Raw genomic sequence first — 15,266 nt, 5'->3', positions numbered from 1 at the left:
CCACACCAAGACAGCGTGATTGCGCTGCGGGATCGGAATTCACGGACATGATTGAACTTCAAGACGCGACCAAACGGGTTGGCAACGTCATCCATATCAAACCGACTTCTCTGACGCTTCAGACTGGCCATTTCAACGTATTGTTGGGCGCTACAGGATCGGGAAAGACCTCGCTGATCAAGATGATGGCCGGGCTGGATCCAATGGCCTCGGGCAAGGTCCTGATGGATGGGCAGGACGTCACAAAGCTGAACACGCAGAAGCGGCAAATCAGCCTGGTTCACCAATTCTTTGTGAACTATCCGCATATGACCGTTTTCGATAATATCGCCTCGCCCCTGCGCGTTGCGGGGATGGCAAAATCCGAAATCGAAGGTCGTGTCGAAGAGGCGGCCGACCTGCTGCAATTGCGCCCGATGCTAAACCGCCGTCCGCATGAATTGTCCGGTGGTCAACAACAGCGGACCGCGTTGGCCCGCGCGATTGCCAAAGAAAGCCGTGCCGTTTTCCTCGACGAACCTTTGGCGAACCTCGACTACAAGCTGCGCGAGGAATTGCGTGAGCAACTGCCGGACCTGTTCGCCGGGCGCGGTGCGGTGGTGGTATATGCCACCTCGGAACCTGAAGAAGCGCTGCTTCTGGGTGGTCACACTGCCCTGATGGAAGACGGCCGCGTTACCCAATTTGGCCCGACTGCGGATATCTACCGCAATCCTGATAATCTGGCTGCCGCCCGCGTCTTCTCGGACCCGCCAATCAATGTGGCCCGGATCACCGTTTCAGGTGCGCAAGCTCAACTGGAAGGCGGTGGCGGTTGGTCTGTCTCGGATATGGCTGACGGTGAATACATGGTGGCAGTGCGTCCGCACCGAGTGACACCGTTTCGCGCTTCGGATGCTGATGTCGAACTGACGGGCCGTGTTATCGTGACCGAGCTGTCTGGTTCAGATTCAAGCGCGCATTTTCGGCATGGGGCGGATGACTGGGTGTCTTTGGCTGCCGGTGTGCATCCTTATCAGGTGGGCGAGGATCACAGTTTCTACATGAACCCGGCCCATTGCCGGTATTTCGGCCAAGACGGCAAAAGGGTGGCCTAAGATGGCACAAATCAAGCTTTCCAACCTGCGACACAGCTATATGCCCGCGCCGAAAGGTCCCGAGGACTATGCGCTGAAGGAAATTGATGTGACCTGGCGCGACGGAGGGGCCTATGCTCTGCTCGGGCCGTCGGGCTGCGGCAAGTCTACGCTGCTGAACATCATATCCGGCCTTCTAACCCCCTCTGAAGGTCGGATACTATTTGATGACCAGGATGTAACCGCACTCCCTCCGGATCAGCGCAACATCGCGCAGGTTTTCCAGTTCCCCGTGATCTACGATACGATGACCGTGGGCGAGAACCTGGCGTTTCCGCTCAAGAACCGGGGCGTAGACGCGGCCACGATCAAGCGCCGCGTCGATGAGATTGCCGAGATGCTTGATGTCACGGATATGCTGAACACCCGTGCCAGCGGCCTCAGCCCGGACAACAAACAGAAGATTTCAATGGGGCGCGGGTTGGTGCGCGACGACGTGAACGCGGTCATGTTCGACGAACCGCTGACCGTGATCGATCCGCATCTGAAATGGAAGCTGCGGTCCAAGCTGAAAGAACTGCACCAGCGCGTCAAAGCCACGATGATCTATGTGACCCACGACCAGACCGAGGCTCTGACCTTTGCCGATGAAGTCGTGGTGATGCAGGAAGGTGAAGTGGTCCAGATCGGCACGCCGGTGGACTTGTTCGAGCGTCCTCAACACACATTCGTTGGCCATTTCATCGGCTCACCTGGCATGAACGTCCTACCGTGCGAAGCCAAAGGTGACCGTGCAATTTTTGAAGGTCACGAGGTGCTGCTGGAGGGTACGACCAACGGCGAAGGCGGCCGCACGGATCTGGGTATCCGCCCGGAATACATCAGTTTTGGCGAGACCGGCATTCCGGCACATGTCACCAAAGTGTCGGATGTTGGCCGGCATTTCGTGGTCAGCGCAATGGTCGGCAATACCGCAGTGAAAGCTGTCGCTGAACACAACGCGCCCGACCCCGGATCGCATGTCTATCTGAATTTCAAAGCCGAACAATCGCGCGTCTACCGCGACGGCTGGATCGCAACCGAGGAGCGGGCGCAATGAGAACGGAAAACCAAAAAGCCTGGTTCTTTGTCCTGCCGGTTCTGGCGCTTGTCGCTTTCAACGCGTTGGTGCCGATGATGACGGTGGTCAACTACTCGGTGCAGGAAACCTTCGGCAATAACCAATTCTTCTGGGAAGGGTTGGGCTGGTTCGAGCAAATCCTGCGCTCGGACCGTTTCCAAGCGGCCCTCGGTCGGCAGTTCCTCTTTACCTTCCTGATCCTGCTGATCGAGGTGCCCTTGGGTATTATCGTGGCTCTGTCGATGCCACGCAAAGGGTTTTGGGTGCCTGTATGTCTGGTGCTGATGGCCTTGCCGATGCTCATCCCATGGAACGTGGTCGGTTCGATGTGGAACATCTTCACCCTGCCCAAAATCGGATTGATGGGCTATTTCCTGAATGACGTTCTTGGCATCAACTATGACATGACCCAACAGCCGCTGTCGGCCTGGATCACGGTTATCGTCATGGATGTGTGGCACTGGACCTCTTTGGTGGTACTGCTGTGCTATGCAGGGCTCGTGTCGATCCCGGACGCCTACTACCAGGCGGCCAAGATCGATGGTGCAAGCCCCTGGTCGGTGTTCCGTTACATTCAGCTGCCCAAGATGAAAACGGTTCTTACCATCGCTGTCCTGCTGCGATTTATGGACAGTTTCAACATCTATACCGAGCCCTTCGTTCTGACCGGCGGTGGCCCCGGAAATTCGACCACCCTGCTGTCGATTGACCTTGTGAAGATCGCGCTGGGACAGTTCGACCTTGGCCCTGCGGCGGCGATGAGCCTGATCTATTTCGCAATCACGCTGCTGGTCAGTTGGGTCTTTTACACTCTGATGACAAAGGATGACGCGCAATGAAGAAGCGGTCTCTTATCCCGATCCTCTATATCGCGTTCCTGATGTTGCCGATTTATTGGCTGGTGGCGATGTCTTTCAAGACCACGAACGAGATCCTGTCGGGCTTTTCCCTGTTCCCCCAGACATTCACGCTGGAGAACTATGTCACGATCTTCACCGACCCGACGTGGTACTGGGGTTATATCAACTCGATCATCTATGTGACGATCAACACGGTGCTTTCGGTCTGTGTTGCCCTGCCTGCTGCCTATGCATTCTCGCGCTATCGGTTCCTGGGTGACAAGCAGTTGTTCTTCTGGCTGTTGACCAATCGGATGGCCCCTGCAGCCGTGTTCGCGCTGCCGTTCTTTCAGCTCTACTCGTCGATTCACCTGTTCGACACCTATCTGGCCGTGGCGCTGGCACATACGCTGTTCAACGTGCCGCTGGCGGTGTGGATTCTCGAAGGCTTCATGCGCGGTATCCCGAAGGAACTGGATGAGACGGCCTATGTCGACGGTTATTCATTCCCACGTTTCTTTGTCACAATCTTCCTGCCCAACATCAAGGCGGGTGTGGGTGTGGCGGCCTTCTTCTGTTTCATGTTCTCATGGGTGGAAATGCTGCTGGCCAAGACGCTGACCGCAGTTGAAGCCAAACCCATCGCCGCTGTGATGACCCGGACCGCGTCCAGTGCAGGGTATGAACTGGGCCTGCTGGCCGCAGCCGGCACCCTGACCATCATTCCCGGCGCCATCGTCATCTGGTTTGTCCGCAACTACATCGCGCGCGGTTTCGCGATGGGACGTGTGTGAGGTTCGAAATGCGTAAACGTCTTCTCATCCTGCCTTTTCTCCCCACTGCCGCATTTGCCCAACAGGCCGGTTGGGGTAATGTCGGCCAGCAAGAAGAAAAAGGTTTCTCTTGGACCGATCCGTTGTGGCCTGATTTCTGGATGGCCTGGACTCCGGCAACACTGGCGCTATTTGTCGGGATTTTCTCGGCCATAGCTCTGATCGGCTTGCTTGAGGGCTTCAAGTTCCGTGACGGGATAGAACGGCGCGGAGTTCTGGGTTTGACGACCACGCTTGGGGATCGTCTGTTTATCACGCTGCTGGGATCGGCGTACATTTTCCTCGCCTGGCTTGGATTGGTTGGACAACCGGTCTGGACCCCGCTTTTCCTGTCAATCGGCTGGGGCATTTTCGTTTTCTGGAAAGTTTAGGCTTTGAGAAATGATGAAAGGATGCTTGTCTGGCAGGCATACTAAGAAATGGCGACACTTGGACCGATGCGAAAGAAAAAGACATCCAATCTACTGACCGAAGTGGAACTGGAGTTCATGAACGAGCTCTGGGCACTGGGTCAGGGCTCGGTCCGCGATGTCCTTGATCGCCTGCCACCTGATCGCAATCTCGCCTACACATCCGGCGCGACCATTCTGCGGATCCTTGATGAAAAAGGGTTCGTCGAAAGCGAAAAGAACGGCAAGTCGCTGACCTACCGACCGCTACTGGAAAAAGACAGGTACCAGTCGCGGTCGCTGCAGAATCTTTCCCGGACCCTGTTTGACGATACACCCGCAACACTGGTTGCTAGGCTGGTAGACGATGAAGGGCTGACAGAAGATGACTTGGAGGAAATTCGAGCACTGGTAGAGAGGAGACTGCAAAATGACAGCGGTTAAACCGGTTCTCGATGCGTTTCTTGAGTTCAACGTTGTGCTTGGATTTTCGGCGCTGATCTGGCTGGCAGTGCGTGGGACATTGTCGCTTACGCCAATGCGGTACGGCTTTGTTGCTCAGCTTCGTTCGCTCAAGATACTTTGCATCGGCGTTATGCTCAGCCCGGTCTTGGCGATGGGTGTTTCAAGCTTTGTCAGTCAGGTGTGGCCAGAACGCGCTGTCGCGCTGGGGGATATCGCAGTGGCGGCCTATCTGCGCGGCGAAATCGCCATGCCGGCTGCGCAGTTTGAAACCCTTCTGAACACACGCGAACGTTGGGTTGATCATGTCCTGTCAGGCGGCTCTGCCTTTGTGGTTTTCGCGTTGAGCGTACTTGCTTTGCTGGCGGCTGTTCTGGCAATTCGGGTTGCGCTGAACGCGCTTGCAATTCGCAAGGCCGTCCGGACCAGCTTTCTATGGCGACAATCGGCTAAAGTGGACATTCGTCTTTCAGATCGCGTGACCGTGCCCTTTGCTGTACGCGGCCTGCGTCGCCGTCACGTCGTTTTGCCCAGCCATCTGCTGAACTCGCCACGCGATTTGCGCTTTGCTCTGGCACATGAATTCCAGCATATCCGCGCACTCGACGTGGAATGGGAGCTGGGTTTCGAGCTTTTGCGCCCGCTGCTGTTTTGGAACCCGGCCTATCTGGCCATAAAGCATCAGTTTGATCGGCTTCGCGAATTGGCATGCGATCAGTCCGTCGTCTCGCGCAAAGGGATTGAGGCGACCGACTATACGGCCTGTTTGCTGGACTACTGCGCACGATCGGTTAACCTGAAAGTCCCGCGTATTCTTCATGTGGCCCTGGTTAATGGGCCGAAAGCAAAGCGTGTTCTGCGTCAGCGTGTGATTGCCTTGACCGACGCGCCAGTGAAGACAACCCAATTGTCAGCTATCTTCTTTGGCCTAACACTTTCCCTGGTCGTTGTGCTTGCAATTGGCTCGGCCTCGGTTCGTCAAACTCAAAACTGGAGCCATGATCGTATTATGCTTTCGACGGTCGTAAACTTGGAACGGCTGGAAGCTCGGAATCAGGGCAGTGAATAAGCTGTAATTTACGTCCGTTGCGGGCTGAGGGTTTTACTTGCCGTTTTTGCAAGGCTCAGGGCCCATCGATTGCTGCAAATGGGGATGGTTCACGTCTCAACAACGAGAGCGGGAACTGTCTGATCCTTCCTAGTTGAGCGACGCGCAGTTCGCGCCTCTAGAGCTTTGTTTCCAAGTCCCACGGCACGCCTCGCGTTGATGAAAAACAGGTTCTCTACGAGATTGTCTTTTGCAGCCCCGATGGCTCACGCTGGCCTGAAACACCAAAGGAATACGGTCAACTTAGTTGAACGGGATCTTGGCCTCTGTAAAACCGCGAAAACCCCGTAAACGCTCGATGATCGTTGGACGTGATGGAACGATAAGGGCATCTTTGCGCAGGTGCTGATGGGATAGCCAGCGTGTGGCAGCCCGTTACGACAGATGCCCAGAGGTATTCCTATTCGCAATCCTATTCTCCGTGGCTTTGTCGGCCTTTTCCTCTGGGCAATGACCGGTTGGTGGAAATAGCCGAGCTTTGAGGGAGCGGTAATAGCTATCAAGCGCGTCCGAAAAACCAGGCCATGTTGACACCATCAAAATATCTGTACTAACCTGTTCCTTATTAGATGAGGAACTTAGAACAGATGGCCCATCTCGCGAAATTCGAGCGGATCGCTGCTACCATCGAGGCAGATATCCGTGCTGGGCGGATTGCCTTTGGGGATGCTCTGGCCAGTGAAGCCGCGCTGGTTTCCCGGTTTTCGGTGAGCCGCAATACGATCCGCAAGAGCCTTGCTCTGCTCGTCGAGAAGGGGCTGATCTCGACGCGGGTCGGCAGCGGATCTTTCGTGACCTATGACGGAGAGGTAATTGACAGCGCGGCAGGATGGTCGGTTTCGTTGTCCGCAAAAGCCGCAAGGCTACAATCCCGTATCCTGTCCTTGTCGCGGGGCCCAATGGAGATTGATTGCCACGAACTGCCATTGGGCAGTGATTGCCTGAAAGTGGACCGCATTCGGTTCCGCGTCGAAACCGGGCGGGGCGTATCGCTGGAACGCAGCCGTATCCCGTGGCACGACGGGTTTGCGAATGTTCTCGAACATGGCCTGGTCGAAGGCTCGATTACCGAGACATTGACATCACGCGGCCTGACTGCACTTGGAGGGCGTGAATGGGCTGGTGTGGAACGCGCTTTGTCCGAGGAGGACGCGGCGCTTTTGGGTTGCGACCCCGGACTGCCGATGCTGAAGCTTCGCAGGGTTAGCCGCGCTGCGAACAACAGCGTGGTGGAGTTCGTCGAAAGCCTGCTGGACCCTGACCTCTTCGCCCTAAGCTTCGAGTTTTGACCATGAGCGCCGCAGGTCAGGATATCGAGAGGGATCGGGCGGCGGCGACGCTCTACGGGCTGGCCTTGGGGGACGCGCTCGGGATGCCGTCACAGACCCTCACGCGGGAAGAGATCCGCCGCAACTATGGGACCATAGAAGGGTTCGTGGCCCCATTCGCGGGCCACCCGGTTTCCGACGGGCTTGATGCTGCCCAGGTCACCGACGACACCGAGCAGACCGTTCTCTTGGCACGCCGATTGATCGATTGTCCGGGTGCGTTTGACGCCAAAGGTTGGACAGAGGACCTGCTTGAGTGGGAAGCCGGGGTTAAGGCGCGCGGCCTTTTGGATCTGCTCGGGCCTTCAAGTAAAGCCGCACTGGAGGCGATCCGCCACGGAGCGAACCCCGCAGAGGCGGGCAAGTCGGGAACAACAAACGGGGCGGCAATGCGCATCGCCCCTGTGGGCATCATGGTTCCGGCCGAGGATATCGACGCTCTGGTGGCTGCGGTTGAAGAGACATGTCGCGTGACCCACAACACTGGCGAGGCCATCGCCGCTGCGGCCGCTGTGGCGGGTTACATCAGCGCGCGGGTTTGGGGCGCCAGTGACAGTGCTGCTTTCAAAACCGCCATCAGAGCTGCCGAGTTGGGACAAAAACGGGGCCACACGGCTGGTATCGGTGACATGGCAGAGCGCATCGCGCATGCGGTCAAACTTGCGGGAGCGGGGGTCCCGGTGGATGTCTTTGCCGAAAGTGTCGGCACCTCGGTGGTCAGCCACGAGGCTGTCCCCGCTGCGTTCGGCCTGATGCGCATGGCGGCGGGCGATGTCTGGCGCGCGGGGTTGTTGGCGGCGAATATCGGCGATGACACCGACACGATCGGAGCGATGGCTTGTGCAATGTGTGCGTCGGGATGTGGCATGGATGGACTCCCGCAAGAGCATCTCGAAAGGCTGAAATCGGCGAACGCCCTTGAAATCGAAGACATATCGGAGGGATTAATTGCCTTGCGTAGGCGCGCACCCGTCCATTCGAGGGAGGTTGTATCATGAGTGCTCCCGCGCGCTTGCTGCAGCTTCATGGTGTGATTGTAGATCTGATCTACCGCGTCGAGGCTGTTCCAAGGCCGGGCAGCGAGACCATCGTGCACGGTTTCGATATTTCCCCCGGTGGCGGGTATAATGCCATGGTGGCGGCCAAGCGGTCGGGGCTCACCGTCATCTATGCCGGGTCTTTGGGGACCGGTCCGCTGAGTGAGATGGTGCGTGCCGCGTTGGACACCGAAGGGATCGAATACCTGCACCCGCGCGATAGCGAGCGCGATCAGGGGTGCTGCACCGTGATGATCGACGAAGCGAGCGAGCGCACATTCGTTGCTGCTGAGGGTGCCGAGGGACATATTGCCGAGCCCGACTTACGTCGCATAGCGACGGCGGAATTCGATTGGAGCCTCATATCGGGCTATACGCTCTACTACAAAGGTTCCGGCCCGGCTTTGACCCGCTGGATTGAGGTTGAGCCGAAGATTCCAAACCTCGTATTTGACCCCGGACCGCTGATTGCTTCTGTCCGACCCGAAGCGATTGCAGCAGTTCTGTCCCGAGCGGCATGGGTCAGTGCGAATGCCGCCGAAGCCGCGGTTTTGACAAGCGAACGCAACCCGTTGAACGCCGCTCAAAGGCTGGCCGAGGGTCGCGCCGGTGGCGCCGTGGTTCGTCTTGGAAGTGAAGGTTCTATCGTGGCATGGGACGGGCACCACCGGCGGGTTCCAGGCCACCCTGTTGTGGCGGTAGACACCAACGGCGCGGGGGATGCCCATATCGGCGCTTTCATCGCGGCCCTGGCACGGGGACAAGACCCGGCCGAGGCCGCGCTCTACGCTAATATCGCCGCCGCGATTTCGACCACGCGGCATGGGCCTGCAACTGCGCCGAACCTGACCACAATCGAGGAAACGCTTCGCCTAAAAGAAGCGGGATAGAAACCAACGGAAAACCAAATTGAAAGGGAGACTGACATGAACATGAAAAAACAGGCTGCTGTAGCGTCTGCGCTGGTTCTGATCGCTTCGGGCGCGATGGCCGACGAAATCCGTGTCTTGAACTGGCAAGGCTATGGCACGGACCAGGAATTCGCGCTTGCTCCATTTACCGAGGCGACCGGCCACACCGTCGTCCACGACTATTTCAATTCGGAGCAGGAGATGCTCACCAAGCTTAGGACCAACCCCGGCGCCTATGACGTGGTGCTGATCAACGCGGCCTTTTTCCCGGACGTGCTGGCCGAGGATTTGCTGCAACCGATCGACACCTCGAAGGTCGCGAATTTCGCCGATGTGGCCCCGGACTTTGCCGCCAATGACAGTCTGAACGTCGACGGCTCACTATATGGCGTGCCGTGGACCTGGGGCCTGACTTCGATCGCGATCAACTCCTCAACCATTTCCGAGACGCCAAGCTCGATCAACGTTATGTGGGATGAGGCCCATAAGGGGCGTGTGTCGATCCGCGATGACGCGGTTGAGGCGGTGCAATTGGCGGCGCTGGCGACAGGCCAGAACATCAACGACATCCAGGACATGGACGCGGTCGAGGCCAAACTCGGTGCGTTGATGCCGCAAATCCGCACTTTCTGGGGTTCGGAAAACGACTGGAACCAGTTCATGGCTGCGGGCGAACTTGACGTGGCGAGCTATTGGTCTGGTTCCGCAGAGCGATCGGCTGCATCGGGCCTGCCGGTGCAGTTCGTGGTACCCGATGAGGGTGCAATCGGCTGGCTTGACGGCCTGGCCGTTCCAGCCTCGTCAGAGAATGTCGACGCTGCCCATGCCTTCATCAACTGGATGATCGACCCGGCATTCTACTCGGAATGGAACGCGAATGGCGCACCGGCTTCTGCCAACGCTGCCGCAGCGGCAGCTCTGCCCGAGGACGCCTTCAATCGCAAGGTATTGGGTGATCCAGAGGTGGCTGCGCGGGTCCAGTTCATGGAGCCTGTTTCGGAAGAGAACCGCGAGGCCTATCTTGAGATGTGGCAGGCGCTGAAAGCTGCGCAGTAAGACCTGACAGGAGGCCTGCCCGTGGCAAACATTCTTTCACAGGATACGCGGCGCGCGGCGGGCCTTTTGACCCCTGCCTATCTGTGGCTGACGGTGGCGATCTTTCTGCCACTTGCGGCCATGCTCTATTTCAGCTTTCTGTCGGACGTTCCCTTTGGACCTGAGGCTGACTGGTACTACACGTCCGAGAACTACAGAGCGTTTTTCGAAACCGGCACCTATGCCTCGCTTTTGTGGAAGTCGATCAAGCTGGGCCTGACGGTCACGGTTATCTGTGTCCTGCTTGGCTTTCCTTGCGCATTGGTGTTGGCAAAGGTGATCCAGGGCCGCTCGCGCGAGGCGCTTTTCCTTTTGATCATCTTGCCTTTCTGGTCGAATTCGCTGGTGCGGATCTTTTCCTGGGCAATCGTGCTGCGTGGCAACGGCGTTTTGGAACTGGCGGTAAACTGGGTGCTGCCTTTTGACATTCGTCTGGGCCTGATGTTCACGCCCACGGCAGTGGTGATCGGGTTGGTGCACAGCTATTTGCCCTATGTGATCCTGACCTCCTATCTGGCGCTGCAGGCCATCGACAATTCGTTGATCGAGGCCGCGCGGTCGATGGGTGCCAAACGCCTGACGATCCTGTGGCGGATCATTCTGCCCCTGTCGATGCCCGGCCTTTTGGCGGGCGCGGTGCTGATCTTCGTACCCGTTGTGGGCTCGTTCATGGAACCCCGCATTCTCGGAGGGCGCTTCGGTACTTACTATGGCACCGTGATCGAGGATCAGTTCACAGCCGTATTCAACTGGCCCCTGGGCGCGGCACTTTCCTTCATACTGCTTGCTGTGGTGCTGGTGATCCTTGCGCTTTCAAGCCCGATCTTGCGGAATGCACGCACGTGATGGGTGTTTTGGGATGCATCTGGCTGGTTCTGATCCTAGTCTTTCTGTACGCACCGATCCTCATCATGGCGATGATGTCTTTCAACGAATCCCAATTCTATCAACTGCCGTTCAAGTTTTCTCTGGATTGGTACGAAGCTTTGGCAAGCAACGACGCGATCAAGACAGCCGCCATCCGTTCGGTGCTGATCGCCATCGCCACTACGGTGATCGCGACGACGCTGGGCACGGCCGCCTCGATCGCACTGTTCCGCTACAGCTTTCCGGGCAAACGGGTGTTACAGGTTCTTTTGTTCCCACCCATAGCGATCCCCTGGCTGATTACGGGGACGGCAATGCTGATCTTCTTCTTCGGCATCGGGCTGGGGCGTGGCACGCCCTCGGTGCTGATCGGCCATGTGGCCCTGGCGTTGCCCTACGTAATCGTGGTGGTTTCTGCTCGGTTGGCAACATTCGATCCAACGTTGGAGGAAGCTGCGCGATCCCTTGGGGCGTCGTCCTGGACAGTCACCATGCGCGTCACCGTGCCCTGGATTCTGCCGGGCATCATTGCCGGTGGTCTCTTTGCCTTCGCCGTCAGCTTTGACCAGTTTGTCGTGTCCTATTTCCTGTCCGAGCCCGGCGACGCGACGCTACCTGTGCTGATTTACACTTCTATTCGCAAGGGTTTCACACCCGAGATCAACGCCGTTTCGACCATCATCATAGTCATCTCCATGGCGATCATGCTGCTGGCGGCCCGATTTTCGAACTTCGGAGGAGACCGCTGATGGCCGAGGTTGTCGTGGAGAACGTCACAAAGTCTTTTGGCCCGATGAAAGCGCTCGACAACGTGTCGATGGACTTCCCAGATGGTGGGTTCTTCGCGCTGCTGGGCCCTTCTGGCAGCGGGAAAACCACGCTTCTGCGCACCATCGCCGGTTTTATCCTGTCGGATAGCGGGCATATTCGGATCGGTGGCGAGAAAGTGGATCGCGTCCCTGTTGAAAAACGCGACATCGGCATGATGTTTCAAAGCTATGCGCTTTTTCCCAACATGACCGTGGCTGACAACATCGGTTTTGGGCTGCGCGTTCGAAGGGTTGGCGCCTCGGAAGAGACCAGGCGCGTTGGCGAAGCGCTGGAGCTTGTACGGCTTTCGGATCTGGCGCATCGCAAGCCCAGCGAGCTTTCGGGTGGTCAGAGGCAGCGTGTGGCCCTTGCCCGCGCCTTCGTAACCAATCCGCGGGTATTGCTGTTGGACGAGCCACTTTCTGCGCTGGACAAGGCGCTTCGCGTCGACATGCAGATCGAGTTGAAACGCATCCAGCGCGAGATCGGTATCACGACGATCTTCGTCACCCACGATCAGGACGAGGCGCTGACGCTTGCTGACAAGATCGGCATTCTGAAGGATGGTCGGATGGTGCAGGCAGGCCCGCCCCGCGACGTTTATGATCGCCCGGCAAGCACTTTTGCCGCCGAATTCCTGGGGGAGGCCAATGTCTTTGACGGCACCCGCGAAGGCGGTGGCCTGCGACTGACTGATGGGTCCCTGATCGCTTTACCGGAAGGGTCCGAGACGGCTCAATCCTTTGCAATCCGGCCCGAAAACCTGTCGCTTGCCCAGGAGAAACCTAATGGCGACGGTATCGGCAGCCTTCAGGCCCAGATGGTGCAACGAGTGTTTGCTGGCGCGATGACGACCTGTGTCGTCGAGTTGAGCGACGGACGTCGAATGAAGGCCATCGCGCTTGATCGGGATATGCCACATGCTGAGGATGGTTCCCCGGTCTGGCTGACATGGAAAACCGCGCAGCTGACGCCAATCGGAAGCGAGCCATGATCGGTGATGCCTTTGGCTGGGGAACATGGACGGCCGAGCGTCCGGCAGAGTTTTTTCATCTCGAAACCGGGCTGCAGCTGACAACGGTGCTGTATTCCGATCGGGCCGAATCCGCCACAGACCTTCCTCCGAGTGATCAAATTCGATACGGGCATCGCGGTATCCGTAATGGGCTGATCGAGTTCACTACCTCGTTCGAAGATACAGAACTTGACTGGACCTGCGACAGGTATGGCGATGCTTTGGATTTGTCCTGGATCTGCCGCTCGAACGGGGAATGGGGCCTGCGGTATTGGGTTTGCCTGTGTCTGAGCGCCCCGTCAGGTGCGGCCGTTGATTTCGACCCTGAGACGGGTGCGATCACGATGGAAGGCAGCGCCTTTAGCGCCGAATGCAAACATCGCCCACTATTGGTCACCGCCCATGACGATGCCGCTGGGTTGATCGACGAGCTTGAAACCAACGGGTATTTCTATTTGGGGTCCCGCAGCACCAAAGGCAGATTTCTGGCCCTGCGTTTCAATCTGGACGAGACGCCTGAGATGTCGATCAAACTCGACATTGGTGAATCTGAGCGCGTAAAGTCGGCCCCGTCTCCGAAGGTAGAAAGCGCTTTGCAGGCCGTCCACGATGTCCTCGCCTGGAACCATGTCTTCGATCCGGTGAACAAACGCCCCTACACAGCGCTCACACGCAACTGGAGTGCAAGAAAGTTCGGTGGGTTCGGCGTTTGGTTGAACGATATCCTGTTCCATGGGCTCTTGTGGTCGCTGCTCGATCCATCGAAATCACGAGAAAACGTCGAAGCCGTCTTTGCCCATCAGACCGAAGCGGGTAACTTCCCCTGTCTCGTGACCGGCAATGACGCCTGGCTGGATCGCTCACAGCTGCCAATGGCGTCTTACGTGATCTGGGCGATCTATCGGGCAACAGGCGACCTTGCGTTTCTGAAATGGGCCTATCCGAAACTCATGGCCAACCATCGGTGGTGGTGGCGCAATCGGGCGCTGGCGGATACCGGATTGGTTGCCTATGGCACCAGTAAAGGCCCAGGCGACGGGCTTTACAAAGGCACCAAGCTGGCCGCCAGAAACGAGTCGGCGATGGACAACATGGCGGTTCATGACGAAGCAGAGTTCGATCCTGAGACAGGGCTTATGCAATCGGCCGACGTCGGGCTCAATTCCCTTCTGGCACTCGACGGTGAAGTTTTGGCGGCGATGGCGGAGTTGTTGTGCCACTCTGAAGACTTTACCGAGTTGTCTGACCGGACAGCGCGGCACAAGGCTCAGATCAAAGAGTTTCTTTGGGACGACAACCGCTCGGTATTCGCCAATCGCCTGACCAGTGGAAGATTCGTCGAGGCTTTGGCACCTACGTCTTTCTTTCCAATGGTAGCTGGTGCTGCGCGAGAAGATCAGGTCGAAGCGCTCCTAGTAAAATATCTTCGGCCCGATACCAAGTTCGGCGGGACGTATGCATTGCCTTCTGCGCCGCGCGACCAACCGGCGTACAAAGACAACACGTATTGGCGTGGGCGGGTTTGGGCACCTTTGAATTTCTGGGTGCATCAAGGGCTTATACGATACGAACGGCTGGACGAGGCCAGAGCGTTGGCCGAAAAGAGCCTGGACATGTTCAACACACACTGGGTCGACCGAAAGTGCGGTGAAAACTACAGCGCTGTGGACGGGCAGATCAACGATCAGGTGGACACGGATAGTTTCTACACCTGGGGCGCACTTCTTCCGGCGTTATCCCTTTTTCAGGGCGCGTTCGGGGACTTCTGGAGCTCTTTGGAGGTAAGTCGATGACCGCAAACCCGTGGCTTCTTGTGATCGACATGCAACCCGCGTTCGGCAACCCGGAAAGCCCCTGGTTCGTGCCGGGCTATGAAGACTGCGCCGCGAAAGTTGTGCGTCTGGTAGATGCCTTTGGCGATCGCGTGCTGTTCACCCGCTTTGTGCCGCCGCGTGACCCTGACGGAAGTTGGCGGTCCTACTACGCCAAGCATAAGTTTGCGTTGGACCCTCAAAGTCGACCACTTTGGGAGCTTGACCAGCGCTGGTACGGAAGCCCGTCTGTGGCCAGCCACCGCTTCGCCAAATGGTACGAAGCCTCACCGCTGGTGCCACCGAACGCCGAACTGGTTATGTGCGGCGTCGCTACGGATTGCTGTGTTCTAGGAACTGCCATCGAGGCGAATGACGACGGGCGCACTGTCCGACTGGTAGCAGACGCATGTGCGGCGGCAACAGATGACCTTCACAGCGCGGCGATGACGGTTCTGTCGGATCGAGCAGGGCTATTGCAATTGACCGATACCGACAGCGAGGTTCCTCGTCTCTGACGCGCCCTCACTAACTTAACCTGAAAATCACGCCCTTTGGTCCTACC

The 15,266-nt window shown here is 57.7% G+C and carries 16 protein-coding genes; all 16 read left to right on the top strand.

What is annotated here, in order from left to right:
- Positions 1-47: 47 nt before the first annotated feature.
- The 16 genes from GOW40_RS14685 (at position 48) to GOW40_RS14610 (ending at position 15,219) form a co-directional block, all read left to right on the top strand.
- Entirely contained in the window at positions 48-1,097 is a 1,050-nt protein-coding gene (locus tag GOW40_RS14685) for an ABC transporter ATP-binding protein (protein ID WP_171097944.1), read from the top strand.
- Position 1,098: 1 nt separating this feature from the next.
- Positions 1,099-2,175: an ABC transporter ATP-binding protein gene (locus tag GOW40_RS14680; RefSeq protein ID WP_171131162.1), complete on the top strand. Its 1,077-nt coding sequence runs from the start codon at positions 1,099-1,101 to the stop codon at positions 2,173-2,175.
- A complete protein-coding gene (locus GOW40_RS14675) occupies positions 2,172-3,035 on the top strand; it encodes a carbohydrate ABC transporter permease (RefSeq protein ID WP_170670891.1) in 864 nt (287 codons plus the stop codon). The genes GOW40_RS14680 and GOW40_RS14675 overlap by 4 nt, the downstream gene beginning before the upstream one ends.
- Positions 3,032-3,829: a carbohydrate ABC transporter permease gene (locus GOW40_RS14670; protein WP_170401963.1), complete on the top strand. Its 798-nt coding sequence runs from the start codon at positions 3,032-3,034 to the stop codon at positions 3,827-3,829. The genes GOW40_RS14675 and GOW40_RS14670 overlap by 4 nt, the downstream gene beginning before the upstream one ends.
- An 8-nt stretch (positions 3,830-3,837) precedes the next feature.
- The gene (locus GOW40_RS14665) at positions 3,838-4,239 is read left to right on the top strand and encodes a DUF2160 domain-containing protein (protein WP_171131160.1); all 402 of its coding nucleotides are present in this window, start codon (positions 3,838-3,840) and stop codon (positions 4,237-4,239) included.
- A gap of 66 nt (positions 4,240-4,305) precedes the next feature.
- Positions 4,306-4,701, top strand: a complete 396-nt coding sequence (locus GOW40_RS14660) for a BlaI/MecI/CopY family transcriptional regulator (protein ID WP_171097950.1) — start codon at positions 4,306-4,308, stop codon at positions 4,699-4,701.
- Positions 4,688-5,788 (top strand): M56 family metallopeptidase, encoded by a 1,101-nt coding sequence (locus GOW40_RS14655; RefSeq protein ID WP_171131158.1) that lies wholly within the window; start codon positions 4,688-4,690, stop codon positions 5,786-5,788. Before GOW40_RS14660 ends, GOW40_RS14655 begins: the two co-directional genes overlap by 14 nt.
- Before the next feature lie 626 nt (positions 5,789-6,414).
- Entirely contained in the window at positions 6,415-7,116 is a 702-nt protein-coding gene (locus tag GOW40_RS14650; protein ID WP_254444455.1) for a GntR family transcriptional regulator, read from the top strand.
- A 2-nt stretch (positions 7,117-7,118) separates the two neighbouring features.
- The gene (locus tag GOW40_RS14645; RefSeq protein WP_171231069.1) at positions 7,119-8,153 is read left to right on the top strand and encodes an ADP-ribosylglycohydrolase family protein; all 1,035 of its coding nucleotides are present in this window, start codon (positions 7,119-7,121) and stop codon (positions 8,151-8,153) included.
- Positions 8,150-9,082 (top strand): PfkB family carbohydrate kinase, encoded by a 933-nt coding sequence (locus GOW40_RS14640; protein WP_171131154.1) that lies wholly within the window; start codon positions 8,150-8,152, stop codon positions 9,080-9,082. Before GOW40_RS14645 ends, GOW40_RS14640 begins: the two co-directional genes overlap by 4 nt.
- Before the next feature lie 36 nt (positions 9,083-9,118).
- Positions 9,119-10,159 (top strand): PotD/PotF family extracellular solute-binding protein, encoded by a 1,041-nt coding sequence (locus tag GOW40_RS14635; RefSeq protein WP_171131152.1) that lies wholly within the window; start codon positions 9,119-9,121, stop codon positions 10,157-10,159.
- Positions 10,160-10,180: 21 nt separating this feature from the next.
- On the top strand, positions 10,181-11,044 hold the full coding sequence (locus tag GOW40_RS14630) for an ABC transporter permease (protein WP_371731851.1): 864 nt from the start codon (positions 10,181-10,183) through the stop codon (positions 11,042-11,044).
- A complete protein-coding gene (locus GOW40_RS14625) occupies positions 11,044-11,814 on the top strand; it encodes an ABC transporter permease (RefSeq protein WP_171131150.1) in 771 nt (256 codons plus the stop codon). Before GOW40_RS14630 ends, GOW40_RS14625 begins: the two co-directional genes overlap by 1 nt.
- A complete protein-coding gene (locus GOW40_RS14620) occupies positions 11,814-12,869 on the top strand; it encodes an ABC transporter ATP-binding protein (RefSeq protein WP_171097964.1) in 1,056 nt (351 codons plus the stop codon). The genes GOW40_RS14625 and GOW40_RS14620 overlap by 1 nt, the downstream gene beginning before the upstream one ends.
- Positions 12,866-14,683: a trehalase family glycosidase gene (locus tag GOW40_RS14615; RefSeq protein WP_171131148.1), complete on the top strand. Its 1,818-nt coding sequence runs from the start codon at positions 12,866-12,868 to the stop codon at positions 14,681-14,683. The genes GOW40_RS14620 and GOW40_RS14615 overlap by 4 nt, the downstream gene beginning before the upstream one ends.
- Entirely contained in the window at positions 14,680-15,219 is a 540-nt protein-coding gene (locus GOW40_RS14610; RefSeq protein WP_171131146.1) for a cysteine hydrolase family protein, read from the top strand. The genes GOW40_RS14615 and GOW40_RS14610 overlap by 4 nt, the downstream gene beginning before the upstream one ends.
- The last annotated feature ends 47 nt before the right edge of the window (positions 15,220-15,266 follow it).

Source organism: Ruegeria sp. HKCCA6707 (assembly GCF_013033515.1).
In the GTDB taxonomy this organism is placed as follows: domain Bacteria; phylum Pseudomonadota; class Alphaproteobacteria; order Rhodobacterales; family Rhodobacteraceae; genus Ruegeria.
The sequence above is the reverse complement of the archived record's forward strand: the minus strand, read 5'-3'. Positions and strand labels throughout refer to the sequence as shown.

Coding starts and splice junctions, on each gene's coding strand:
- GOW40_RS14645 (WP_171231069.1), top strand. CDS start 7,119: ATGAGCGCCGCAGGTCAGGATATCGAGAGGGATCGGGCGGCGGCGACG.
- GOW40_RS14635 (WP_171131152.1), top strand. CDS start 9,119: ATGAACATGAAAAAACAGGCTGCTGTAGCGTCTGCGCTGGTTCTGATC.
- GOW40_RS14675 (WP_170670891.1), top strand. CDS start 2,172: ATGAGAACGGAAAACCAAAAAGCCTGGTTCTTTGTCCTGCCGGTTCTG.
- GOW40_RS14680 (WP_171131162.1), top strand. CDS start 1,099: ATGGCACAAATCAAGCTTTCCAACCTGCGACACAGCTATATGCCCGCG.
- GOW40_RS14670 (WP_170401963.1), top strand. CDS start 3,032: ATGAAGAAGCGGTCTCTTATCCCGATCCTCTATATCGCGTTCCTGATG.
- GOW40_RS14650 (WP_254444455.1), top strand. CDS start 6,415: ATGGCCCATCTCGCGAAATTCGAGCGGATCGCTGCTACCATCGAGGCA.
- GOW40_RS14660 (WP_171097950.1), top strand. CDS start 4,306: ATGCGAAAGAAAAAGACATCCAATCTACTGACCGAAGTGGAACTGGAG.
- GOW40_RS14610 (WP_171131146.1), top strand. CDS start 14,680: ATGACCGCAAACCCGTGGCTTCTTGTGATCGACATGCAACCCGCGTTC.
- GOW40_RS14620 (WP_171097964.1), top strand. CDS start 11,814: ATGGCCGAGGTTGTCGTGGAGAACGTCACAAAGTCTTTTGGCCCGATG.
- GOW40_RS14685 (WP_171097944.1), top strand. CDS start 48: ATGATTGAACTTCAAGACGCGACCAAACGGGTTGGCAACGTCATCCAT.
- GOW40_RS14665 (WP_171131160.1), top strand. CDS start 3,838: ATGCGTAAACGTCTTCTCATCCTGCCTTTTCTCCCCACTGCCGCATTT.
- GOW40_RS14625 (WP_171131150.1), top strand. CDS start 11,044: ATGGGTGTTTTGGGATGCATCTGGCTGGTTCTGATCCTAGTCTTTCTG.
- GOW40_RS14655 (WP_171131158.1), top strand. CDS start 4,688: ATGACAGCGGTTAAACCGGTTCTCGATGCGTTTCTTGAGTTCAACGTT.
- GOW40_RS14640 (WP_171131154.1), top strand. CDS start 8,150: ATGAGTGCTCCCGCGCGCTTGCTGCAGCTTCATGGTGTGATTGTAGAT.
- GOW40_RS14615 (WP_171131148.1), top strand. CDS start 12,866: ATGATCGGTGATGCCTTTGGCTGGGGAACATGGACGGCCGAGCGTCCG.